Source organism: Amycolatopsis sp. NPDC005003 (assembly GCF_053600695.1).
This window is the reverse complement of sequence record NZ_JBSGAI010000025.1, coordinates 40312-61901: the sequence shown is the minus strand read 5'-3', so window position 1 is coordinate 61901 and position 21590 is coordinate 40312. Positions and strand designations below refer to the sequence as shown.

Here is a 21590-nt window from a genome sequence, read left to right as displayed (position 1 = left end):
ACCGAGGAGCTCTTTCGTGCGACTCTTTTCGGCCGTACTGGCGGCCGTGGCCCTGTTCGTTTCGCCGGCGGACGCGGGCCAGCAGCGTCCCGACCCGGCGGCGGCGCTGCTGGCGGCGTTCGACACCCACGCGATCGTGGCGAAGTCCAGTCCGGACGTGGGAACGTTCGTGTTCGACCTGATCCGCGACCCGAGGTTTCCCGGCCGGGTCGACGACATAGCGGTGGAGTGCGGCAACGCGCGTCTCCAGCCGTTGCTGGACGAGTACATCGCCGGGACCACCGTCCCGGACATCAGCCGCGTGTGGCGCGACACGACCCAGCCGAGCTGCGGGTTCTCGACGTTCTACGAGCAACTGTTCGCCCTGGTCCGCCAGGTCAACACAACGCTGCCCGCGGCGCGGAAGATCCGCGTCCTGGCCACCGATCCGCCGGTCGACTGGAGCCAGGTGGACTCGCCCGCGGACCTGGAGCCATTCCTGGACCGGGACGCCTCGATCGTGTCGGTGGTGAAGACGCAGGTGCTGCAGAAGAACCGCAAGGTGTTGATGCTGTTCGGCTTGGGCCACTTGACGCACGACGGCGGCAGCGCCGCAGTGGCCCAGCTGGAGCGCTCCTATCCGGCAGCGGCGTATGTGGTGGCAGACCACCGCGGGTTCACTTCGGACAACACCCGCCTCGAGCAGCGCCTCGGCTCATGGCCGGCTTTGGTGCCGATGCAGGGTTCATGGCTGGGTGCCCTGCCGACGCCGTACTTCCCGGTGAACCGCGAATATCCGCCGGGCACGCGGGGTTATCCGGGCGTGGACGCGTACCTGTACGAGGGCCCGGCGAATCTCCTGCTGAGGGAGCCGTTGTCGGCGAGGGCGGTCCTGGACACGGAGTACCTGGCGGAGCTCCGCCGCCGAGCCGCGGCGATCGACGCGCCGCCGGACTCGATCGAGTGGCCGGAGACGTTCTTCGAGCGGGAGCGGACTTCGGGAGTCCTGCTGCGCGGTTAGCCGCATTTGACGTGGGACCCGCGGGGTAGGCACGTAGCCGTGTCGGCTGCGGGCCTTTCCCGTGGTCATGCTGCGAATGGCAGTGGCTCGTGCAGGTTGTTGCGCCTGGGTTTTCGGCGCTTGTCGATGAACGCCGGCGGGAGGAACTCCGGGAGGCCGTCGGCGGCGATGCGGACTTCCCAGCCGGAGCGATGCAGCAGCCGATGGTGATGAGAACACAACAACAGAAGATTGCCCAAGCCGGTGGGACCACCGTCGAACCACTCCCGGACATGGCGCCCATCTTTTCCGGCGCAGGAACAACTCCCGGATCGGAACCGGAGGTTCGGTGTCGTCGGGCTCATCGCCATCGGGAGCCAGGTGGACGAGGATCCGGGCACCGAGCACCGCGACCTGCTTGTGCCCCAGCCTCCTCGGCGAACCCCAGCAGATCGGCCTCGGCGTGGTCGCGGTGCTCAAGAGGAACATCGGCCAGCACCCCGGTGATCACATCGATCATCGGAGCACTCAACCGCCCCGCCCGAGCAGCAACACCAGTCGCCGGAGCCAACGCGGGAATCGGCGTGCCATCCAGGTTACGGCCCGGATTCACCAACCGAGCCCGCTTCACCAGCCGCTCAGCCGCCGACCTCGGAACATCGGCCAGCTGCTCCAGCAACCGAGCCGCGGAAAGGTAACCGAACAGCTCCAGCACCCCACGCTGCTCAATCTCCACCAGCAACGCCCCAAGGTCAGCCTCAGCCGCTCGCATGGTCGCGAGCACCTCAGCGATCCGGTCGGCAAAGGCGACCGCCTCGGGACTGGAACTCGCGTCGCTGGTCATGTCCCCAATCTACCGACCATCGAACACGAGATCATCACTCACACGGGCAAGAAACGCGGCCCATTGTCCGCACCCCAGAACACCAAAGCAAGCGCCGATTTCCCACACCACGACGAAGCCGCATCTTCAAAACCCAGCCACAGAATGGGAAACCCAGACGTTGGCTTCAACATAGACAGCATAATCATCCACAGTGGACACGAACACCGGAGCGAGAGCCCCGGGAACCACAACCGAACCGGAACGATCAAAGGGCAACCCGGTCCACCCCCGCCAAGAAGCCAGAGACCCCTGCACAGTAGCCGAACAAGAGGCAACCCCGGCAACCACACCCCCGGCACGAACATGCGTACGCAGCCACCGATCAACAGGCAACCCGTCCGGACGAACAGCAAAGGCGTAGTCGACCATGGGAACATCAGGGACCGAAGCCTTGTCCGGCGGCCGAACAGGAATCACCAGCGAAGAAAGCCCAGCCGAGGCAACAGCATCCCGCATGGCAGCAAGAACAACCGAAGACAGCCCACGCCCCTGCCACGAAGGATGAACGGCGATTTCCAGCGCACAAGCGGTATCCGGAGCAACCCCGTCGAGAGCATCCTCGGCAGCCCACACGGCCACCTCATCCCAGCCACGCGAAGGAAAAGGCGAACGGCCACGGAACGGAACCATGATGCCCCGCGCCACCGGCACCCCGTCATCCAGCAACGCCACGACCAGATCAGGCCACAGCCGGGCCACCCGCCGCCCCCGCACGAGCAGGCTCGTCAGGCTGCCCTGCATGAACCGGGGCGAGCCCGGCGGGTACGGAATGCCGTACACCGCCTCGAAAAGGTCCGGCCGCTGCGCCAGAGACACGACCTCCACGGCTACCGCGACCAGGATTCCAGCGCGATCAACGTCTTCGTCCCCGTCACCTGGTGGTGCCGCCGGATCTCGTCGATGGTCGTCTGCAGGTGGGCCATGTCGCGGACCCGCAGCCACACCAGCGCGTCCGGGTCGCCCGCGATCGTGAACACCGCCTGGGCCTCCGGCATCCGGGTGGTCGTCCGGAGGATCTCGGCCACCTTCGCGTTGCCCACGAACCTCAGCTCGGTGAACGCCTCGATCCCCCAGCCCAGTTTCGCGTGGTCGACCTGGACCGTGAACCCGGTGATCACCCCGCTCTCCCGGAGCCGGTCGATGCGGCGCTTGACCGCCGCCGTCGACAGGGTGACGCGGCCGGCGATGTCGGACAGCGTGCGGCGGGCGTCCTCGCGCAGGAGGCCGAGGATCTCGTGGTCGGTGGCGTCGAGCGGCTCTTCGGGCATGCGTCACAGCCTAGTCAGGCGCAAAAATCAGCGCCAGAACGAGCGAAAACCCACCAAATTTTGCGTCCGCAGTCCGAAGCCGGGCATGCCTGTTGCGTCACTGTGGCCCAGGTCGCATCGTGCCCGGAAAGAAGGGAGCGCGCCGTGGAGACGTTCACGCTGGAGGACCGCTATCTGCGCGAGGCGGGGACCGTGCACCTGACCGGGGTGCAGGCCCTGGTCCGGCTGCTGCTCGACCGCGTCCGCCACGACCGCGCCCACGGTGGCGACCCCGCCGTCTTCGTCTCGGGCTACGAGGGCTCGCCGCTGGCCGGCTACGACCTCGAGCTCGGCCGCCGGGCGACGCTCCTGGAGAAGCACGACGTCGTGCACCGGCCCGGCCTCAACGAAGAGCTGGCCGCGACATCGGTCATGGGCAGCCAGCTCGTCGCCGGCGCCGGCGGGAAACGGGGTGTCACCGGCTTCTGGTACGGCAAGGCGCCCGGTCTCGACCGCGCCAGCGACGCCCTCCGCCACGCCAACCTGGCCGGCACCGACCCGCGCGGTGGCGCGGTCGCGCTGGTCGGCGACGATCCCAACGCCAAGTCCTCCACCGTCCCGTGCGCGTCCGAGCTCGCCCTCGCCGACCTGGCCATCCCCGTGCTCTTCCCCGCCGACGCCCAGGACGTCCTCGACCTCGGCATGCACGCCGTCGAGCTGTCGCGGGCCAGCGGGCTGTGGACGTCGCTGAAGGTCGTCGCCAACGTCGCCGACGCGTCCGGCACCGCCACGGTCAGTCCACAGTGGAACGCACCCGGGATCCCGGGAGGGTACCGGCACACGCCCACTTCGCGGCTGCTCGGCGCCGGTCTGGCCGAGCTGGAACGCAGCCTCTTCACCGTGCGCCTCCCGCTGGTCCTCGACTACCTGCGCGCGAGCAGCGTCAACCGGATCACCGCACGAGGGCCGGCCGACCGGATCGGCATCGTGTCCGCCGGGAAGTCCTACCTGGACCTCCGGCAGGCGTTGCGCACCCTCGGCCTGGCCGAGGGAGAGCACGGCATCCGGATCCTCAAGCTCGGCGCGATCCACCCGCTCGAGCCCGCGATCGTCCGCGAGTTCGCGGACGGCCTCGACGAGATCGTCGTCGTCGAGGAGAAGCGCGCGTTCGTCGAAACCGCGCTCAAGGACATCCTCTACGGCGCCCCCGACGCGCCCGGGATCGTCGGCAAGAAGGACCGCGACGGCCGCACGCTCTTCACCGAACTCGGCGAGCTGGACCCGGACGGCATCGCCGCCGGCCTGGCCAGGGTCCTGCCGCAGGACATCCCGTCGGTGGCGGCCTACCGCGGACGCCGCCGTCGCGAGCGCATCGCCGTCCCGCTGCTCGCCCGGACGCCGTACTTCTGCTCGGGCTGCCCGCACAACTCGTCGACGAAGGTCCCGGAAGGCACGCTCGTCGGCGGCGGCATCGGCTGCCACACCATGGCCCTGTTCATGGAGCCCGACCAGGTCGGCACCGTCCTCGGCGTGACGCAGATGGGCGGCGAAGGCACCCAGTGGATTGGCATGGCGCCGTTCGTCGAGGCGGAGCACTTCGTCCAGAACATCGGCGACGGCACGTTCACCCACTCCGGCAGCCTCGCCGTGCGCGCGGCGGTCGCCGCCGGCGTGAACATCACCTACAAGCTGCTCTACAACTCCGCCGTGGCGATGACCGGCGGCCAGGACGCGGTCGGCGGGCTGCCCGTCGAGAAGGTCGCCCAGCTGCTGCTCGTCGAAGGCGCCAAGCGAGTCGTGATCACCAGCGACGCACCGGCGAAACACCGGAAGCCGCCCGCCGGCGTCGAGGTCCGCGACCGCAGCGAACTCCTGCGCACGCAGGAGGAGCTGGCCGCGGTCAAGGGCGTCACCGTGCTGATCCACGAGCAGGAGTGCGCGGCCGAAAAACGCCGGAAGCGCCGTCGTGGCAAGCAGACCGCGCCCGCGACGCGCGTGGTGATCAACGAGCGCGTCTGCGAGGGCTGCGGCGACTGCGGCACCAAGTCGAACTGCCTGTCCGTGCAGCCGGTGGCGACCGAATTCGGCCGCAAGACCGCGATCCACCAGTCGTCGTGCAACGTCGACTACTCCTGCCTGGCCGGGGACTGCCCGTCGTTCGTCACCGTGGTGCCGTCCGGGAAGAAGCGGCGCCGGAAGGCCGCCGAGCTCGCGGCCGACGCCGTCCCCGCCCCGGAAACCGGGAAGAAGGACTTCACCGTGCGGATCACCGGCATCGGTGGCACCGGCGTGGTCACCGTGACGCAGATCCTCGCCACCGCCGCGGTGCTCGACGGCCGGCACGTCCGCACCCTCGACCAGACCGGGCTCGCGCAGAAGGGCGGCGCGGTCGTCTCCGACCTCAAGGTGACGGCGGAGCCGGTGGAACAGGCCCCGAAGCTCGCCGACGGCGAATGCGACCTCTACCTGGCCTGCGACGCGCTGGTCGGGGCGGACGCGGCGAACCTGAAGGTCGCCGATCCGGCCCGCACCACGGCCGTCGTCTCCACGACCGAGGTCCCGACCGGCCGGATGGTCGTCGACACGACGGTGTCGTTCCCGGCGCCCGGCAGCGTGCTCGCGCCCCTGGAAGCCGCGACGGAACGCACGGTTTCGCTGGACGCGCGTGGCCTGGCCGAAGAGTTCTTCGACGACGACCAGTTCGCCAACGTGCTGCAGCTGGGCGCGGCCTACCAGACCGGCGCGATCCCGTTGCCCGCTTCGGTGATCGAACGCGCCATCGAGCTGAACGGCACCCAGGTCGCCGCGAACCTGCAGGCGTTCCGGCGCGGCCGCCTGCTCGTGGCCGAGCCCCCGGCGGCAGCCCCGGAGCCCGCGACGACGAAGCCGCACGCGATGCGCGCCCTGGTGCGCGCCGAGCCCGGCTCCGAGCTCGCGCGGCTGCTCGACATCCGGATTCCGGACCTGGTCGCCTACCAGGACAAGGCGTACGCCCGCGCGTACGCGGAGTTCGTCGAGCGGGTGCGGGTGCTGGAGGACGGGCCGACGGAGATCACCGAGGCCGTCGCGAAGCACCTGTACAAGCTGATGGCGTACAAGGACGAGTACGAGGTCGCCCGGCTGTCGCTGGACCCGGCGTTCACCGGCGGCCTCGAGGAGCAGTTCGGCGTCGGCACGAAGTACGCCTACCGGCTGCACCCGCCGGTGCTGCGGGCGCTCGGCATGAAGCGCAAGATCAGCCTCGGTCCGTGGTTCCGCCCGGCGTTCCGGCTGCTCCACGCGCTGCGGCGGCTGCGCGGCACCCGCTTCGACCCGTTCGGCCGCGCCGAGGTGCGCAAGGTCGAGCGGGAGCTGATCGACGACTACCGCCGCGTGGTCCTGGAGGCCTTCCGCACCGGAGACTCCAGCCGGGCGCGGGCGCTGGCCGAGCTCCCCGACGTCATCCGCGGCTACGAAGACGTCAAGCTCGCCAACGTGGCCCGCTACCGCGAGCGGCAGGCCGAGGTCCTCACGCCCGCAGGTAGCTGAGCATCGCCTGGGCGCCGTCGGGGACGCGCAGCTTCGTGCTGACGTCCCCGGCGTGCTGCCGCGCCGCGGCGGTGCCGATGCCGAGCAGCCGCCCGATCGTCGGCACCGAATGGCCTTCGGCCAGCAGGGCCACGACTTCGCGCTCGCGGGCGGTGAGCGTCGCCACGGGGTCGCCGGGCCGGGGCCGGGACAGCTGCACCGCCACGACGTCCCGGTCCAGGACCGTGCCGCCGGCCGCGACGCGCCGCAGGGCGTCGAGGAACTCTTCGGGCTTGCCGACGCGCTCCTTGAGCAGGTAGCCGGCTCCCCCGCCGCCAGCGGCCAGCAGGTCGCCCGCGTAGCCGTCTTCGATGAACGCCGAAAGCGCGAGGATCGCCAGGCCCGGCACCCGGCGCCGGGCTTCCAGGGCGGCTTGGAGCCCTTCGTCGGTGAACGTCGGCGGCATCCGGACGTCGACGACGGCCAGGTCCGGCTCCGCGGTCTCGACCGTCGTCACCAGGTCGCCGGGGTGGTCGACGGCGGCGACGACCTCGAACCCTTCGCTGCGCAGGAGCAGCACCAGCCCTTCGCGCAGCAGGGCGTCGTCCTCGGCGATCACGATCTGCACGACGGCTGCCTCCTCGCGTCCGCGTCATGCCCTGCCTGGATGCACGGATCCGCGGGACAAAGCGTTCAGCTCTGGCCGGACCAGCCGCTCAGCCGGGTCAGCAGGCGTTCCAGGACCTCCGGGTCCGCGGCCACCGGGTCGCCGGAGACGGGCTCGTCGACGAGCGTCCGGCGGTCCTGGCGCCGCGGCAGGCGCACCTGCCGCGCGGTCATGCCGCCCGGCAGCGGCAGTTCGCACCAGGTGGTGCGCCCGCCGCCCGCGGCAGGCTCGACGCCCAGCCGCTCGCCGGGGCGGGCCGGGGTGTCCGGCCGTCCGGGCACGTCGTCGTCGACCTCGATCGAGAGCACCTCGGCCCGCAGCCGCAGCCGCAGCGTGACGAACGCGGGCGCCTTCGGGTCGCTGGCGTCGATCACGGCCTCGACCAGGCGTTTTGCCGTGGCTGTCACCTGCTCCAGCATCGGCAGCAGCGACCAGTCGGTGAGAATCAGGCGGACGAACAGCTCGGTGACCGGCAGCGCGCTGGGCTGCGCGACGAGCCGGATGTCGTCCATCTGGGAGGTGTGCGCGCTCAAACCCGACCTTCCTCGCCCCGGTGCGGCCCGTGCCGCACCACGTCAGTCCGCCCGCCGCGGCACGGTACCGCCCGGCCCGGGCGGTACCGCCGTCGGGTGGGTGCGAGGCCACCCCGTCGCCGGTCAGACCCGGGCCGGGACCCACAGCTCGTCGATGGCGCGTTCCGCCGCGGCCAGGCTCTCCTCGGCGAGCGGGACGAGTTCCGCCAGCTCCGGGCGGACCGGCGCCAACGTCAGCTCGGCGGTGATGAAGCGCGGCTCGAGGCCGGTCAGGGCGACGCCGTGGGGCAGCCACTGCTGGGCGTGGTCCCAGCCCTCGCGGGGCGTGCCTTCGCCGTAGCCGCCGCCGCGGCTGGCCAGCACGACGAACTCGCGGCCGCCGAGCAGGCCCGCGTTGGTCTCGGGGTCGATCGACAGGCCCGGGGCGATGAGGTGGTCGACCCAGGTCTTGACGCTGCTCGGCGGCCCGAAGTTGTACAGCGGAAGGCCCAGCAGCACGGTGTCGGCCGCCTTGACCTCCTCGACGAGTTCGACCGTCCGCGCCCAGGCCGCCGCCTGCTCGGGCGTGTGCTGCGCGGGTGGCACCCGGCCGGCCAGCCCGCCGGCCGCGTCGACGTGCGGGACCGGGTCGGCGCCCAGGTCGCGGTAGGTGACGGTGCCGTCCGGGTGCGCGGCACGCCACGCCGCCGCGGCCCGCGCGCTGAGCCGCCGGCTCACCGAGGCGTCGCCCTGGATGCTCGAGTCGATGTGCAGGAGATGAGCCATGTCGTTAGCCATCCATAGATCGTTGGTGTGAGACAAACTATTGATAGCACATCGACCATTGGACTGCCCATATACTGGGCGCATGAGCTCGCTGCCGGTCGTCAACCAGCCGCCGCACCGCTGCGGCGCGCTGCTCGACCACCTCGCGCGCCGGCTGCGGCTGCGCAGCGAGTCGGTGCTGGCCCCGCTCGGCCTGCGGCCGCGCCACCTGATCGCCCTCACGGTGCTGCGCGACGGCGGCGGCCGCTCCCAGCAGGACCTGGCGAAGATCCTCGAAATGGACAGCACGAACGTGGTCACCCTGCTCAATGAGCTCGAGACCGGGAACCTGATCGAGCGGCGCCGCTCACCGGCGGACCGCCGCCGCCACCTGGTCGAGCTGACCGACGTCGGCGCCAAGCTGCTGGCGCGCGCCGAATTCGCACTGGCCGCGGTCGAGGACGACGTGTTCAGCGCGCTGAGCACCGACCAGCGCGAAACGCTCTACACGCTGTTGCAGCAGGCGGCGAGCAAGACGGGTGTGGAGGCGTGCCGGGAAGCGCCGCCCTGCTGAGGTATCAGGCGCCGGTGCTCTCCTCCGGCGGGAAGAGGCGCGGCATGAAGGCCAGCATCAGCGCCGACCAGACCACGTGCGTCAGCAGCGGCGCCTGCACCCCGCCCGAACGCCCGCGCTGCCACGCGAACAGGGTGCCCATCACCGCCGAGGCCAGCACCAGCGCGGGATTTCCCGTCGCCGTCGTCGAAAGCACGTACACCGCCGTCGAAGCCCGTGCCCCGGCGGCGTCGTACAGGGCGCCGCGGAAGAACACCTCCTCCGCCGCGCCCGTGAGCAACGTCGTCGCCGCGACCGGCGCCGCCGAGCCGCGGCGGGCGTGGTCCAGCACCCCGGTGATCGCGCGGCGCAGCGGCGGGATGCGACGGGCCACCAACGCGCACCCGTAGAACACCCCGAACGCGCCCGCTCCCGCGAGCACCGGCCGGACGACGTCCCGGCGACCCCGGCGGACCGGCCCGGCCGCCCGCGCCCCGGCGAGCCACGTCGCCGCGACCGACGCCGTGAGCACGTGGAAGCGGCGGGATCCGGGACGGCTGGCCAGTGACGCGCCGAGGAGGCCGGAGCCGGCGGCCGTCACCGCGGCGAGGACCGGCTTCACGCCGTCCGCCGGCTCTTGGCCCGCTCGCCCAAGGCTTGCAAGACCGCTTCGTCGTAGCCCATCGGCTCGAACGCGACGATGCGCCGGATCGCGTCGTCGCGGACGACCACCTCGTTGGTCATCGAATCGATCAGTGCCCGGCCGGTCGTGACGTCGATGTCCGTGACGAGCGACAGCCAGTACGAAGACAGCCGCGGGGAAAGCAGCGGCACCGGCAGGATCAGCAGCGGCCTGCCCTCGATCGCCGCGACCCGCTGCAGCATGTCGCGGTAGGCCAGCACCTCGGGGCCGCCGATGTCGAACGTCCGGCCCGCGGCCTCCGGGTGGTCGAGGACGCCGACCAGGTAGCGCACGACGTCGGCGATCGCGATCGGCTGCGTCCGCGTGCCGACCCAGCGCGGTGTCACCATCGCCGGCAGGTGCTCGACCAGCTGCCGCGTGAGCTCCCACGACGTGCCGCCGTGGCCGATCACGATCCCGGCGCGCAGCACCGTCACCGGCACGCCGGTCTCGCCCAGCAGCCGCTCGACCTCGCGCCGGCTGGCCAGGTGGTCGGACAGCGCGTCGTCGTCGTCCCCGAGACCGCCGAGGTAGACGATCCGGCGCAGGCCCGCGCCCTCCGCGGCCCGGGCGAACGCGCGCGCGGCGTCGGCGTCCCGGCGCTTGAAGTCCGCACTGTCGAGTGAATGCACGAGGTAGTACGCGGCCTCGACGCCCTTGAGCGCGTCCCGCAGCGAGCCGATGTCGGCGACGTCGCCGCGGACGGCTTTCCCGGCGCCGCGGTAGTTCGCGGGCCGGCGGGTCATGGCCAGTACCTCGTGCCCGGCCGCCTCCAGCGCCGGGCACAACCGGCTGCCGACGAACCCCGACGCCCCCGCCACCAGCACCCGCATGCCCGCGACGTTAGCCGGGACGGCTTTCGCGCGCAGATCGTCCGCTCCCGGCGAAGCACACCGCGGCGACCACCCCCGCGCATCCGATCAGCTGGGCCCACCCGGGCGTCTCGCCGAGCAGGCCGATGCCGAGCAGCACCGCGCCGACCGGCTGCAGCAGCATCAGCGTCGCCCCGGTGGTGGCGGACATCCGGGGCAGCGCGGCGGAGATGAGCAGCCAGCCCGCCAGCTGGCCGACACCGGCGAGCGCGGCCAGCCAGCCGAACGCGGGCCAGCCCGGCGTCAGGTCGAGCGTGCCGGTCGGGACGCCGAGCACGAACGCGACCACGCCGGCGGAGACCGTGGCCAGCACCAGCGAGTGCGCCTGCGTGCCCGTGCCGCCGCTGAGCCGGATCAGGAAGAGGTAACCGGCGTACCCGGCGCCGGCCAGCAGCGCCGCGACGGCGCCGGTGACCGGGTCCGGGCCGAACGAGCCGGTGCCGGCGAACCCGCCGGCCAGCACGATCCCGCCGAGCAGCACGGGCACCGCGGCGAGGAACCGCTTCGACGGCCGCTCGGCCAGGAACGCGAACGCCAGCAGCGGCACGATCACCACCTGCACGGCCAGCAGCACGGTGGCGATGCCGGCGCCGACCCGCGGGATCGCTTCGCCCCAGAGCACGAAGTCCAGGCCGAGCCCGGTTCCCGCCAGCAGCGGGAACAGCACGCGGCGGCGCGCCGGGCCTGCCGTCCGCCGCTCGCGCCCGGCCAGGACGAGCAGCACCGGCAGGGCGAGCAGGCAGCGCCAGAACGCGCTCGTGCTGCCGCTGGCGTGCGAGACCTTGATGAAGACCGACGACAACGAGATGCAGAAGCTGCCGAGCGCGGCGAGCAGCCGGGGGTCGAGGCGGCGAGTGGACGTCGGGGCGGGGGCGGTCGTCAGCACGTCTCCAGCGTGCGGGCGTCGACTGTCAAGGACAAGCGAATGTTCCTGCCGGAAATTCGGTAGCATCGCTACTGTGTTCGGACTCGAGCGGATGCGGGCGCTGCACGCGGTCGCCACCCACGGCTCGGTCGCCGCGGCGGCCGAGTCCCTGCACGTCACGCCGTCGGGGGTGTCGCAGCAGCTGGCGAAGCTGGAACGGGAGGCCGGCCAGCCGCTGCTGGAGCCGCGCGGCCGCGGCGTCCGGCTGACGAAGGCGGGCCAGGTGCTGGCCGGGCACGCCGAGCTGGTCCTCGCGCAGGTCGCGGCCGCGAAGGCGGACCTGGAGCTGCTGCGCGACGACGTCATCGGGCCGCTGCGGATCGGCGCGATCGGGACGACCGTGCACGCGCTGCTGCCCCCTGCGCTGGCCACGCTCTCCGCACAGCACCCGCGGCTGGTGGTGACGCTGGACGAGGGCGAGGCCGAGCAGACGGTGCCCCGCGTGCTGGCCGGCGACCTCGACGTCGCGGTGGTGGAGAGCTGGAACGACCGCCCCACGGCGATCCCGCCGTCGACGACGGGCATCGCGCTGTTCTCCGACGTCGCCGACCTCGCCCTGCCCGCCGGGCACCGGCTGGCCCACCGCAAGGCCGTCGACCTGTCCGAAGTGGACGATCTGCCGTGGATCGCCTGGAGCGCCGGGTCCGGGTGCCACGCGTGGCTGGTGCAGGTGCTGCGCAAGCAGGGGCTGGAGCCGCGGATCAGCTGCACGGTCGGCGGTTACCCGACCCAGCTGTCCCTGGTGGCGGGCAACATCGGTGCGGCACTGGTCCCCCGCCTGGCGCGCGACCGGCTGCCGGACGGCGTGCGGATCCTGACCACGCGCCCGGCGCTGACCCGGACGATCCACGCGATCTGCCGCGCGGGCGAGGAGGACCGCGGCGCGGTGCGGGCGTGCTTCGACGCGTTGCGGGCGGCCTCGGCGCGGTTCGGGAGCGCGGGCCGGATCACCGGCTGAGCCGCGCCACCATCTCGGTGACCAGCCGGCCCGGCCGCCGGTGGTGCACCAGGAAGATCTCCCGCACCGGCCGGGCGTCCACCGCGTCGCGGACCTCGACGCGGGCCGGCCCCACCCGCTCGAGCACGCTCTCCGGGACGAACGCGATGCCCAGCCCGGCCTCCACCAGCGCCACGATCACCTGGTAGTCCCGGGTCTCGTACGCCACCCGCAGCCGGACGCCGGCGGCGTCGGCGAGCTGCTCCAGGCACGCGCGGTTGGGCACGCCCGGGCTCCCCGAGATCCAGTCCTCCGCGGCCAGTGCCCGCAGGGTGAGGCGGCGGGTGCGCGCTTTCGCGTGTCCCTTCGGCAGGATCAACCGGAACCGCTCCGAACGCAGCAGCGACCGCTGCAGGCCGCGGGGGTCGGGCAGCGGGGCACCGGGATAGCGGTGGGTGATCAGCAGGTCGAGCTCGCGGGAGCTGACCAGGCCGTACCCGTCCGGGGGCTCCAGGTCCAGCAGCCGCAGCGCCACGCCGGGGTGGTCGCGGCGGAAGTCGGCGAGCGCGGCGGGCACCAGGGTCATGCCCGCGCTCGCGAACGTGCCCACGGTGAGCTCCTCGTCGAGCAGCGCGCGGACGGTCCGTTCGGCCGTGCGCAGCTCCCCCACGATCGCCTCGGCGTGCACGAGCAGCGCCGCCCCGACCGGCGTCAGCGTGACGCCGCGGGCGTGGCGGTCCAGCAGGCGGGCGCCGACGTCCCGCTCCAGCTTGGCCAGCTGCTGCGAGACGGCGGACGGCGTGAAGGAAAGCCGCTGCGCGGCCGCGGCGATCGAGCCCGCGTGGGCCACCTCGGCCAGCACGGCGAGGCGGTGGGCGTCGAGCACGGAAGCCTCCAGCCGTAAGTTGTGCTAAAGCCAGCATAGGAGACGTCGCTGGTGCTTACGGCGGCCCGCGCGCATGCTGGAGCCATGATCAGCACTGCGGATGTGGAACGGGCGGCCGCGCGCATCGAGGGCCGGGTCCGCCGGACGCCGGTGCTCGCCGCGGACGAAGGCGTGTGGTTCAAGCTGGAGCACCTGCAGCACACCGGTTCCTTCAAGGCCCGCGGCGCGTTCAACCGGATCCTCGCCGCGGGCGAACAGGCCGGCGTCGTGACCGCTTCGGGTGGCAACGCCGGCTTGGCGGTCGCGTACGCCGCCCGGGAATTCGGGCTCCCGGCGCGGGTTTACGTCCCGGCGACCGCGCCCGCGGTGAAGGTCGCGAAGCTCCGGCAGCTCGGCGCGGCCGTCGAGCTGGCCGGCGAGCAGTACGCCGACGCCTACGACGCGGCCGTGAAGCACGCGGCCGACTCCGGCGAGCTCTTCTGCCACGCCTACGACCAGCCGGACATCTGCGCCGGGCAGGGCACCCTCGGCCTCGAATTGCTGGAGCAGACGGGCGGCCTGGACACGATCCTCGTCGCAGTCGGTGGCGGCGGGCTGCTGGCCGGTGTCGCCGCCGCGGTCGAAGGCCGGGCGCGCGTGGTCGGCGTCGAGCCACGCACGATCCCGACGCTGCACTCGGCGCTGGCCGCCGGCGAGCCGGTCGCGGTCGACGTCTCCGGCGTCGCCGCCGACTCGCTGGGCGCGTCCCGGCTCGGCGACATCGCCTTCGCGGTCGCCACGCGCACCGACGCGGGCTCGGTGCTGGTGGACGACGCCGCGATCGTGGCGGCGCGGTCGGCGCTGTGGGACCGCTACCGCCTCGCCGTCGAACCCGGCGGGGCGACGGCGTTCGCCGCCCTGCTTTCCGGCGCCTACCGGCCCGCGCCGGGCGAGCGGGTCGCCGTCCTGCTCTGCGGCGCCAACACCGACCCCGCCACGCTCACTTCCCCGACAACCGCGCCACCACCGGGGCGAACGCCTCCAGGAACGCGCCGTTGACGCTGAAGTAGGACACGCCCTGTTCCTCGCGACGGCGTTCGAGCTCCGCCGCCATGTCGTCGACGTCGCCGCGGAGCAGGCCCAGGGAGTCGTGCTCGATGAGCGTTTCGGCGTCGACACCGATGAAGCCGCGGATCCACGGCGGCACCTCGTCGCCGACGACCCAGATGTTCATCGCGAACTCGATGTCGCGGTCGCCGGCCGCCGACCGGACTTCCTCGACGTACCCGGTCATTTCCGCCCGGGTGGTCAGCACGCCGCCGGCCATCGTGACGATGTCGGCCTTCAGCCCGGCGAGGCGGCGCACCTTCGGGCCGCCGGCGGCGATCATCACCGGCGTGTGCGCGTTGCCGTCGAGGCGGCGGACGTGGTCGACCGTCTCGGAAATCGAATCGAGGCGATCCTGGCCGGAACCGTAGGGCAGCCCGAGTTCTTCGGCCTGCTGCCGCATTTCCGGCCGTCCGGTGCCGAGGCCGAGCTCGAACCGGCCTTCCGTGACGACGGTCAGGCTGTGCGCCTCCCAGGCCGCGGCCCGTGCGGTGCGCAGTGGGCTCGCCAGCACGAACGAGCCGACGCGCAGCTCGGTCGTCGCCGCGGCGGCCGCGGCGAGGGCCGCGGTCGGCGTCGGCATGGTGAGGTTGTCCGGGCACAGCAACGTCGAGTAGCCGAGTTCTTCGGCGCGGCGAGCGGTGGCGAGCCACTTCGCGCCGCCCTCGGTCGCGCCCGCGACCACGCCGAACCGGAACGCCCTATGCGGCATCGAAACACCCCCACGTCGTTGGTCCTTCGATCAAACCACCGGTGCGCCCGGCCGTGCCACCACGGCCGGGCGCACCACCGGCATCAGCCGCGCTGGTACTCCTCCCAGGTGACCTTGGCGACCTGGGGGCCGTCGTCGGCGCCCTGACCGGCGAGGCCGTTCTTGCCCAGGTAGTAGTCACCGGTCTGGTGCTGCGCACCCGAGGACAGGTCCGGGTCGGAGATGGCCATCGCGTGGATGTGGTAGTCGAAGCCCTGCGCCGGCGTGCGGTACCAGGCCGCGAAGCCCACGTTGCGCAGCGCCTTCAGCAGGTTGTTGCGGTTGGTCGACGACATGCCGGACACCGAGATGTCCATCGCCCCGCCGCCGTCGTGCGTCCCGGCCGAAGCGTCGACGCCACCGGCGTTGTACGAACCCTGCGTCAGGGTGACCTGGAAGCCCGCCTTTCCTTCCGCCGCAACGAGCATCGCCTTCGTGCGGGTGTTGAGGGTCTTGCCGTGGTAGGTCACCTGGCTGCCGGCGGAAACCGGGTTCGTGACCGTGTACCGGCCTTCGCCCAGCTTCTCCAGCGAGGTCTTGCCCGGCAGGCCGGAAGCGTCGAGACCGGTGTAGCCCAACGACTTCTGGTACTGCGAGTACGCCTCGATGGTGCTGGTGCCGAAGTAGCCGTCGACGAAGTTGCTCGCCAGCAGGCCCTTCGCCTGCAGCGCCTGCTCGACGAGCAGGACGCTGTCGTGCGCGCCCGGGGTGAGGGTGTCGTCGGCGCGGCGCGGGTCGATCTGTGCCGCCTTCAGCACGGATTCCATGTTCGCCGTGGGCAGTACCGTCGTGGCCGCAGTGTCGGCCATGGCCGGTGCGGCCACGGCGAACGTCGCGGCGGTGAGCGCCGTGAGCACGGCGGCCTTCGTGAACATCCTTGTCCTCCATGGGTCGGAATCTCTACGGGGAGGACAATCACGCAACCGGATACAAGGGACGTACAAACCGGATTCCCCCGGTGCGGGCGCTTCATGGCCACGAAGGACACCCATATACCGTGGGGAGGTAGGGTAAGACTGCCGGTGACGGCATGTAATCCCAGCCACATTCGGGCGTGTTCCCACTGGTCCAGCCGTGTTGACCGGCGTCACGCAGAGTTTCTTGGCCCCCGCCCTGGACTCTCCCGTGCTCGTTTCGTAACCTGTTCGAGATCTCGCGGCCCCCGGTCGTCCCCAGACGGCGACGCGAGATCGCCGCCGATACCCCCCTGCCGGGTACCGGACCCCACCGCGGGCTCTTCCAGTTGCGGTCGAGCGCGCCCTGGGCACGGGCGAGGCCCCCGACTCGCCCTCCCGGCACCCGCCGGCGGCCGATCAGCAAAGGAGACCCGCGCGAGAATGCGTTCGCATCCCGTCAAGCGCGTGGTGTCAGGTGCCCTCGCCGCGGCCTCGGTGATCACCGTCGTCACCATGGCCCAGCCGGCCACCGCCGCCCCCGTCCCCGTCCTCCAGGCGCCCCCCACCGGCTCGGACGCCCTCGCCAAGTACCGCGATCTCGCGGCGCAGGCGGAAAAGCTCAACGAGGACCTGCTGCGCGCCCAGGACGACCTGACCGCGAAGCAAGGCCAGCTCGACAAGGCCAACGCCGACGTCGAGGCCGCGAAGAACGCCGGCACCCAGGCCGTCGAGGCCAAGCAGCAGTACCAGTCCCAAGTGGACAAGTTCGCCGGCGCCTCGTTCACCAGCGGCGTCCAGATGAACAAGCTGTCGGCGCTGCTCGCCGGAACGTCCACTCAGGACTTCCTGGACCGCTCGGCGGCGCTCGAGGTCATCGCGACCGACAAGAACGCCGCGATGGACAACCTCAGCGGCGCGGCGGCCAAGGCCGCGGCGGCCGAGAAGTCGGCCGCCGACGCGGCGAAGCGGGCGCAGGACGCCCGGGACGCGGCCGCGAAGCTGGCTTCGGACATCGAGGCCAAGAAGAAGGACCTGCAGGGCCAGATCGACCAGATCGAGGCGCAGAGCCGGAGCCTCAGCAGCGCGGACAAGGCCGCCCAGAAGGACACCGGCGGGGCGGCACCGAACGTCAAGGCGCCCACCGCGGCCGCGCAGGCCGCGGTCAACGCGGCGCTGAGCAAGCTCGGCAGCGCCTACGTCTGGGGCGCCACCGGGCCGAGCACGTTCGACTGCTCCGGCCTGATGCAGTGGGCGTACAAGCAGGCCGGCATCACCCTGCCCCGGAACTCCGCGGCGCAGGCCCAGTTCGGCACCCCGGTGTCGCGCAGCCAGCTGCAGCCCGGCGACCTGGTCGCCTACTACTCCCCCGTGTCCCACATCGGGATGTACATCGGCGACGGCAAGATGGTGCACGCGCCGACGAGCGGCGACGTCGTCAAGATCTCGCCGCTGATGAGCGAGTACGCGGGGGCCACGCGCCCCACGGCGTGAGTCACCGGGCCGGGTGCCCCGTTCCGCGAGGTGTAGAACTCGCGGAACGGGGCACTTTGCGCACATGGACGAGACCCCTGACGCCGCCACCGTCGAAGCCGTCGGCAAGGTGACCGAGGCGCTCGAGACGATCGAGCGCGCTCGCGGGCACCTCTACTCCTTCCACCAGCTGACCGGGAGCGCGGACCTGGCCCTCGGCGAGGCCGTGGAGCAGCTCGAGAAGGCCGGCCACGGCGACTGGGCGCGGCGGATCTCCGAAGAGCTCATCGGGCTCAACGTATTACCCGATCGGTGGACTTTCCAGGTCGTCGAGGAGTACGACGACGGCTACTACAAGGCGTGCCGCGACCTTGAGCGTGAGCTGCTCACTTCGCTCACCGGAGGACGCCGCCACCTGCACGAACAGCAGATGAAGGACGACCGGCGCACGCACGGGCGACCGGGCCACGAGGCGGGCGGCCCGAGCACGCCCCCGGCCGGCTCGTGAGCGGCGGTTGTCGGACCCCTGCGCTACAGTCGAGCGCAGACGAACAAATGTTCGATCGGAAGCGATGATGCGAGGGGAGCTGTCATGACGGACCAGGTGGAGCCGAACCCGGAGAAGGACCCGAGCGACTGGACCACCGGCGACGAGCCGATGACCGGGCCGCAGAAGTCGTACCTGCAGACGTTGGCGCAGGAGGCCGGCGAAGAGGTGCCGGAGGACCTGACGAAGGCGGAGGCGTCCGAGCGGATCGACGCCCTGCAGAAGGCGACCGGCCGCGGCACGTGACACTCACCGCGGCCGTCCGGCGGGGATCCGCCACAGGACGCCGGCTTGCCGCTCCCCGCGCCGGGCCCGCGCGCGGACGGCGAGCAGCCAGCCGATGCCGATCACCGAGACCAGGGCAAGGCCACCCCAGGAGAGCACGGTGAAGACGTCGGCCTGCAGCGCGGTCGGCTGCGGCTGGTAGCCCTGTTCGAGCTGGACGTACTGCCAGGGCGTGCCGGTGAGCAGCAGGGTCAGGACGAGGGCGATGCCGTGCATGGCGTCCCAGAGGGCGTGGAGGAGGGCGACACCGAGGTAGCTGAGCAGCAGGCGGAGCGTCAGGGCGAAGTGGCGGTGGTCGCTGGCGGAGAAGAGCACGCCGCCGAGGATCGCGGTCCACAGGCCGTGGCCGACGGGCGCGAGCACGCCGCGGAGCAGCTCGGTCTGGACGAGGTCCATGAGCGAGAGCCCGCGTTCGGTGAACAGCGCGGTGAAGGCGTAGCCGGCGGATTCGAAGGCGGCGAACCCGAACCCGACGGCGGCGCCCAGTACGAGCCCGTCGGTGGCGAACTTGACCCGGAGGTGCCGCGTGAGCACGGCCAGCACGGCGAGCTTGACGGCCTCTTCGATCAGCCCGACGCCGGCGAACAGCCAGGCGGAGGGGTGCAGGAGGTAGGACTCGAGCAGGGAGGCGGCAAGCACGCCGAGCACCCCACCGGCGACGAAGGTGCTGAAGAGCAGTTCGGAGGTGACCTCGCCGCTCCGCCGCCGCCCGAAGGCCCAGGCGACGAAGGTGACGGGGACGAGGAAGCTCCCGAGCAGCACGACGGTCGGGACGAGGTTCGGGTTGCCGGTGACGAAGGTGACGACGACGGCGAGCACCCAGAGGAGGGCACCGGTCAGGAACATCCGCAGCCAGACCCGGCGTGACCGGGCCCCGGCCGCGGAGCGGGCGGACGGATGGGCCATGGGAGTACTGTGCCCCGGTTCCCGGCGGCCCGCACCCGCTGACCGGCGGCGAGGCCCGCTGCCGGGCCGGTGGTCTGGCCTGGGCGGTTCGCGGGCGGCGGGGAGGGCGCACACTGCTGAGGCGGCAGCCTGGCCCTGGCTGCCCACACGCGGAGGCGAGGGCGCGCTGCTGGACTGACACCCTGGCCTGGGCAACTCCCGCGCCGCGGCGCCAGCACACTCCTGAGCCGGCAACCTGGCCTGGGCAACTCACGCGCCGCGGCGCCGACACGCACCTGGGCCGGCAACCTCGCCTGGGCGACCCACCTGCGGAGGCGCCGGCACACTCCTGGGCCCGCAGCCTGGCCTGGGCGACCCACACGCGGCGGGGAGGGCGCACTGCTGAGCGGGCAGCCTGGCTCTGGCGGCCCACGCGCCGCGGCGCCGACACACTCCTGAGCCGGCAACCTGGCCTGGGCAACTCCCGCGCCGCGGCGCCAGCATGCACCTGGGCCCACAAGCCTGGCCCTAGCGCCCCACGCGCGGAGGCGTGCGCTCGATTCGCGGGCGCCGCGGCCGCGGGCGGGTCGGCCGTGGCGTGCCATGTGCGCGAGACCACGGCTTGCCGATCGTCTGGGCGGGTAGCCGTCCAGACGAAGCACCACTCCTGCCGAAGGAGGACACCCGTGTACCTGACCGTGCTGCTCGTCATCCTCGCCGGGCTGCTCGTGCTCGGTGGCGTCGCCGTCCGGGAGCTGCCGAAGGCCTATCCCGTCACCGCCAAGCGGACCCTGGTGCTGGCGTGGCTCGTGGCCGCCGCCGGGTTCGGGTGGTGGGCCGTGGTCCCCGGGGCTGCGCCGCTCGTCCTGACCGTTGTCGGGTTCGGGTTTCTCGTGGCCGCCCTGAACCGGGGGCCCGAACGGCCGTCCTACCCGCGCGCCACTCCGCACCAGCCGCCTCGGTGAATGAACGCACGCGCACCGGGTATGTCCCGGTCATGACCGAACAGCAACCCGAGATCGCGCGGCCCGAGACCCCGGATCCCGGCCGGGCCGAAGACCGGCTGTACCGTCCCGGCGAGGGCGAACCGCCGGACAGCCCCGAAGAAGCCGACAGCGTGGGCGCGAAAGTGATCGGTGAGCTGCGGGAGCGTCGCGAAAGCTGAACGTTCAGGCGGCTGCGGGCACGGCCGCGCCCGTCACGCGGAGCAGGAACTCGGCGTTGGAGCCGGTCTTGCGGAGCTGCTCCAGCAGCTGCTCGATCGCGTGCGGGCCCGGCAAGGCGCGCCGGACTTCGCGCATGGCCGCGAGCTCGCCCGGGGTGACCAGCAGTTCTTCGCGCCGGGTGCCGGAGGCCGCCACGTCGACCGCCGGAAACACTCGCCGCTCGGCCGTCTTGCGGTCGAGCTTCAGCTCGGCGTTGCCGGTGCTCTTCAGTTCTTCGAAGAACACCGTGTCGGCCAGCGAACCGGTCTCCACCAGCGCCGAGGCGATGATCGTGAGCGAACCGCCGCCCTCGATGTTGCGTGCGGCGCCGAGGATCCGCTTCATCGGCTGCAGCGCGGCCGCGTCGACGCCGCCGGACAGCGTGCGGCCGGACGGGCGGGCCGAAAGGTTGTACGCGCGGCCGAGCCGGGTGAGCGAGTCGAGCAGCAGGACGACGTCTTCGCCGTGCTCCACCAAGCGTTTCGCGCGCTCGACGGCGAGTTCCGCGACCGCCACGTGTTCGGCGGGCGGACGGTCGAAAGTGGACGCGATCACCTCGCCGCGCACGGTCCGGCTCAGCTCGGTGACCTCTTCCGGGCGTTCGTCGGCGAGCAGAACCAGCAGCCGGCAGTCGGGGTGGTTGACCGACAGGCCGTGCCCGATCTCCTGCAGCACCGTGGTTTTCCCGGCTTTCGGCGGCGAAACGATCAGGGCACGCTGCCCCCGGCCGAGCGGGGTGACGAGGTCGATGACGCGGGGCAGCAGCCGCGCCGGCGTGGTTTCGAGCAGCAGCCGCCGATCCGGGTGCACCGGCACGAGGTCGGCGAAGCGGGGGCGCGGCTCCTGCGGGTCGCGGCCGTTGACACTGGTGATCGTCTCGGCGGTACCGGCGATTTCGTCGCCCGGCCGCAGGTTGTGCTTGCGGACCAGGGAAAGCGGGACGGCGACGTCGTCGGGCGCGGGCCGGTAGCCGGGCCGGACGAACGGGGTCTTGCCGGACAGGTCGAGGATTCCGTGAAAGGACATGGGTGTCTCCTGAGATGGTGC

The 21590-nt window shown here is 72.0% G+C and carries 25 protein-coding genes; 10 read left to right on the top strand and 15 right to left on the bottom strand.

From position 1 onward, the window contains the following. Positions 1-16 precede the first annotated feature (16 nt). Positions 17-1000, top strand: coding sequence for a hypothetical protein (locus tag ACWED2_RS27185; RefSeq protein ID WP_449693317.1), 984 nt, complete (start codon positions 17-19; stop codon positions 998-1000). Positions 1001-1065: 65 nt separating this feature from the next. Here ACWED2_RS27185 and ACWED2_RS27180 read toward each other — a convergent pair whose 3' ends face one another. From ACWED2_RS27180 to ACWED2_RS27165, 4 genes are all read right to left on the bottom strand, one after another. Then, positions 1066-1239, bottom strand: coding sequence for a hypothetical protein (locus ACWED2_RS27180; RefSeq protein WP_449693316.1), 174 nt, complete (start codon positions 1237-1239; stop codon positions 1066-1068). A gap of 101 nt (positions 1240-1340) precedes the next feature. Further along, entirely contained in the window at positions 1341-1823 is a 483-nt protein-coding gene (locus ACWED2_RS27175; RefSeq protein ID WP_449693315.1) for a hypothetical protein, read from the bottom strand. A gap of 126 nt (positions 1824-1949) precedes the next feature. Beyond that, positions 1950-2690 (bottom strand): hypothetical protein, encoded by a 741-nt coding sequence (locus ACWED2_RS27170; RefSeq protein ID WP_449693314.1) that lies wholly within the window; start codon positions 2688-2690, stop codon positions 1950-1952. 2 nt (positions 2691-2692) lie between these two features. Further along, entirely contained in the window at positions 2693-3133 is a 441-nt protein-coding gene (locus tag ACWED2_RS27165; protein ID WP_449693313.1) for an Lrp/AsnC family transcriptional regulator, read from the bottom strand. A 102-nt stretch (positions 3134-3235) separates the two neighbouring features. On the opposite strand from ACWED2_RS27165, the gene ACWED2_RS27160 reads away from it, so the two are divergent. Continuing rightward, positions 3236-6640, top strand: coding sequence for an indolepyruvate ferredoxin oxidoreductase family protein (locus ACWED2_RS27160; RefSeq protein WP_449693312.1), 3405 nt, complete (start codon positions 3236-3238; stop codon positions 6638-6640). Here the strand turns inward: ACWED2_RS27160 and ACWED2_RS27155 are convergent. The 3 genes from ACWED2_RS27155 to ACWED2_RS27145 all read right to left on the bottom strand — a co-directional run bounded on the left by ACWED2_RS27155 (position 6621) and on the right by ACWED2_RS27145 (position 8584). Beyond that, entirely contained in the window at positions 6621-7247 is a 627-nt protein-coding gene (locus ACWED2_RS27155; RefSeq protein ID WP_449693311.1) for a response regulator, read from the bottom strand. The genes ACWED2_RS27160 and ACWED2_RS27155 overlap by 20 nt on opposite strands. Positions 7248-7312: 65 nt before the next feature. Continuing rightward, a complete protein-coding gene (locus tag ACWED2_RS27150) occupies positions 7313-7819 on the bottom strand; it encodes an ATP-binding protein (RefSeq protein WP_449693310.1) in 507 nt (168 codons plus the stop codon). Positions 7820-7942: 123 nt separating this feature from the next. Further along, on the bottom strand, positions 7943-8584 hold the full coding sequence (locus ACWED2_RS27145) for an FMN-dependent NADH-azoreductase (protein WP_449693402.1): 642 nt from the start codon (positions 8582-8584) through the stop codon (positions 7943-7945). An 82-nt stretch (positions 8585-8666) separates the two neighbouring features. Here ACWED2_RS27145 and ACWED2_RS27140 point away from each other — a divergent pair, with 82 nt between their 5' ends. Beyond that, positions 8667-9137 (top strand): MarR family winged helix-turn-helix transcriptional regulator, encoded by a 471-nt coding sequence (locus tag ACWED2_RS27140; RefSeq protein WP_449693309.1) that lies wholly within the window; start codon positions 8667-8669, stop codon positions 9135-9137. A 4-nt stretch (positions 9138-9141) separates the two neighbouring features. Here ACWED2_RS27140 and ACWED2_RS27135 read toward each other — a convergent pair whose 3' ends face one another. The 3 genes from ACWED2_RS27135 to ACWED2_RS27125 are packed head-to-tail and all read right to left on the bottom strand — an operon-like array spanning position 9142 to position 11553. Further along, positions 9142-9738 (bottom strand): CPBP family intramembrane glutamic endopeptidase, encoded by a 597-nt coding sequence (locus ACWED2_RS27135; RefSeq protein ID WP_449693308.1) that lies wholly within the window; start codon positions 9736-9738, stop codon positions 9142-9144. After that, the gene (locus ACWED2_RS27130; RefSeq protein ID WP_449693307.1) at positions 9735-10631 is read right to left on the bottom strand and encodes an NAD(P)H-binding protein; all 897 of its coding nucleotides are present in this window, start codon (positions 10629-10631) and stop codon (positions 9735-9737) included. The genes ACWED2_RS27135 and ACWED2_RS27130 overlap by 4 nt, the downstream gene beginning before the upstream one ends. A gap of 10 nt (positions 10632-10641) precedes the next feature. Further along, complete coding sequence (locus ACWED2_RS27125; RefSeq protein WP_449693401.1) at positions 10642-11553, bottom strand: DMT family transporter; 912 nt, start codon at positions 11551-11553, stop codon at positions 10642-10644. A 76-nt stretch (positions 11554-11629) separates the two neighbouring features. On the opposite strand from ACWED2_RS27125, the gene ACWED2_RS27120 reads away from it, so the two are divergent. After that, positions 11630-12553: a LysR family transcriptional regulator gene (locus ACWED2_RS27120; RefSeq protein ID WP_449693306.1), complete on the top strand. Its 924-nt coding sequence runs from the start codon at positions 11630-11632 to the stop codon at positions 12551-12553. Here the strand turns inward: ACWED2_RS27120 and ACWED2_RS27115 are convergent. Further along, a complete protein-coding gene (locus ACWED2_RS27115; RefSeq protein ID WP_449693305.1) occupies positions 12543-13418 on the bottom strand; it encodes a LysR substrate-binding domain-containing protein in 876 nt (291 codons plus the stop codon). The genes ACWED2_RS27120 and ACWED2_RS27115 overlap by 11 nt on opposite strands. A gap of 84 nt (positions 13419-13502) precedes the next feature. On the opposite strand from ACWED2_RS27115, the gene ACWED2_RS27110 reads away from it, so the two are divergent. Next, positions 13503-14456 carry a threonine/serine dehydratase gene (locus tag ACWED2_RS27110; RefSeq protein WP_449693304.1) on the top strand — a complete coding sequence of 318 codons (954 nt, stop codon included), beginning with the start codon at positions 13503-13505 and terminating at the stop codon, positions 14454-14456. Here ACWED2_RS27110 and ACWED2_RS27105 read toward each other — a convergent pair. After that, positions 14398-15216, bottom strand: coding sequence for an LLM class flavin-dependent oxidoreductase (locus ACWED2_RS27105; RefSeq protein ID WP_449693303.1), 819 nt, complete (start codon positions 15214-15216; stop codon positions 14398-14400). The genes ACWED2_RS27110 and ACWED2_RS27105 overlap by 59 nt on opposite strands. 83 nt (positions 15217-15299) lie before the next feature. Then, entirely contained in the window at positions 15300-16130 is an 831-nt protein-coding gene (locus tag ACWED2_RS27100) for a peptidoglycan-binding domain-containing protein (protein WP_449693302.1), read from the bottom strand. A 462-nt stretch (positions 16131-16592) separates the two neighbouring features. Between ACWED2_RS27100 and ACWED2_RS27095 the strand changes: the two genes are divergently transcribed. From ACWED2_RS27095 to ACWED2_RS27085, 3 genes are all read left to right on the top strand, one after another. Continuing rightward, positions 16593-17642, top strand: a complete 1050-nt coding sequence (locus ACWED2_RS27095; RefSeq protein ID WP_449693301.1) for an NlpC/P60 family protein — start codon at positions 16593-16595, stop codon at positions 17640-17642. 64 nt (positions 17643-17706) lie between these two features. After that, the gene (locus ACWED2_RS27090; protein ID WP_449693300.1) at positions 17707-18129 is read left to right on the top strand and encodes a hypothetical protein; all 423 of its coding nucleotides are present in this window, start codon (positions 17707-17709) and stop codon (positions 18127-18129) included. Between the two features lie 84 nt (positions 18130-18213). Then, positions 18214-18414: a DUF3072 domain-containing protein gene (locus tag ACWED2_RS27085; RefSeq protein ID WP_449659364.1), complete on the top strand. Its 201-nt coding sequence runs from the start codon at positions 18214-18216 to the stop codon at positions 18412-18414. Between the two features lie 3 nt (positions 18415-18417). Here the strand turns inward: ACWED2_RS27085 and ACWED2_RS27080 are convergent, their stop codons facing one another. Continuing rightward, the gene (locus ACWED2_RS27080; protein ID WP_449693299.1) at positions 18418-19359 is read right to left on the bottom strand and encodes a PrsW family intramembrane metalloprotease; all 942 of its coding nucleotides are present in this window, start codon (positions 19357-19359) and stop codon (positions 18418-18420) included. 665 nt (positions 19360-20024) lie between these two features. Here ACWED2_RS27080 and ACWED2_RS27075 point away from each other — a divergent pair. Both ACWED2_RS27075 and ACWED2_RS27070 read left to right on the top strand, forming a co-directional pair. Continuing rightward, positions 20025-20303 carry a hypothetical protein gene (locus ACWED2_RS27075; protein WP_449693298.1) on the top strand — a complete coding sequence of 93 codons (279 nt, stop codon included), beginning with the start codon at positions 20025-20027 and terminating at the stop codon, positions 20301-20303. 32 nt (positions 20304-20335) lie between these two features. Next, a complete protein-coding gene (locus tag ACWED2_RS27070; RefSeq protein ID WP_449693297.1) occupies positions 20336-20503 on the top strand; it encodes a hypothetical protein in 168 nt (55 codons plus the stop codon). 4 nt (positions 20504-20507) lie between these two features. Here ACWED2_RS27070 and rho read toward each other — a convergent pair whose 3' ends face one another. After that, positions 20508-21569, bottom strand: coding sequence for a transcription termination factor Rho (gene rho / locus ACWED2_RS27065; RefSeq protein ID WP_449693296.1), 1062 nt, complete (start codon positions 21567-21569; stop codon positions 20508-20510). Positions 21570-21590: the final 21 nt, after the last annotated feature.

Excerpts from the sequence above, each read along its gene's own strand:
- ACWED2_RS27085 (WP_449659364.1), top strand. The coding sequence starts at position 18,214 with ATGACGGACCAGGTGGAGCCGAACCCGGAGAAGGACCCGAGCGACTGG.
- ACWED2_RS27100 (WP_449693302.1), bottom strand. The coding sequence starts at position 16,130 with ATGTTCACGAAGGCCGCCGTGCTCACGGCGCTCACCGCCGCGACGTTC.
- ACWED2_RS27175 (WP_449693315.1), bottom strand. The coding sequence starts at position 1,823 with ATGACCAGCGACGCGAGTTCCAGTCCCGAGGCGGTCGCCTTTGCCGAC.
- ACWED2_RS27110 (WP_449693304.1), top strand. The coding sequence starts at position 13,503 with ATGATCAGCACTGCGGATGTGGAACGGGCGGCCGCGCGCATCGAGGGC.
- ACWED2_RS27130 (WP_449693307.1), bottom strand. The coding sequence starts at position 10,631 with ATGCGGGTGCTGGTGGCGGGGGCGTCGGGGTTCGTCGGCAGCCGGTTG.
- ACWED2_RS27080 (WP_449693299.1), bottom strand. The coding sequence starts at position 19,359 with ATGGCCCATCCGTCCGCCCGCTCCGCGGCCGGGGCCCGGTCACGCCGG.
- ACWED2_RS27105 (WP_449693303.1), bottom strand. The coding sequence starts at position 15,216 with ATGCCGCATAGGGCGTTCCGGTTCGGCGTGGTCGCGGGCGCGACCGAG.
- ACWED2_RS27095 (WP_449693301.1), top strand. The coding sequence starts at position 16,593 with ATGCGTTCGCATCCCGTCAAGCGCGTGGTGTCAGGTGCCCTCGCCGCG.
- ACWED2_RS27165 (WP_449693313.1), bottom strand. The coding sequence starts at position 3,133 with ATGCCCGAAGAGCCGCTCGACGCCACCGACCACGAGATCCTCGGCCTC.
- ACWED2_RS27140 (WP_449693309.1), top strand. The coding sequence starts at position 8,667 with ATGAGCTCGCTGCCGGTCGTCAACCAGCCGCCGCACCGCTGCGGCGCG.
- rho (WP_449693296.1), bottom strand. The coding sequence starts at position 21,569 with ATGTCCTTTCACGGAATCCTCGACCTGTCCGGCAAGACCCCGTTCGTC.
- ACWED2_RS27070 (WP_449693297.1), top strand. The coding sequence starts at position 20,336 with ATGACCGAACAGCAACCCGAGATCGCGCGGCCCGAGACCCCGGATCCC.
- ACWED2_RS27090 (WP_449693300.1), top strand. The coding sequence starts at position 17,707 with ATGGACGAGACCCCTGACGCCGCCACCGTCGAAGCCGTCGGCAAGGTG.
- ACWED2_RS27145 (WP_449693402.1), bottom strand. The coding sequence starts at position 8,584 with ATGGCTCATCTCCTGCACATCGACTCGAGCATCCAGGGCGACGCCTCG.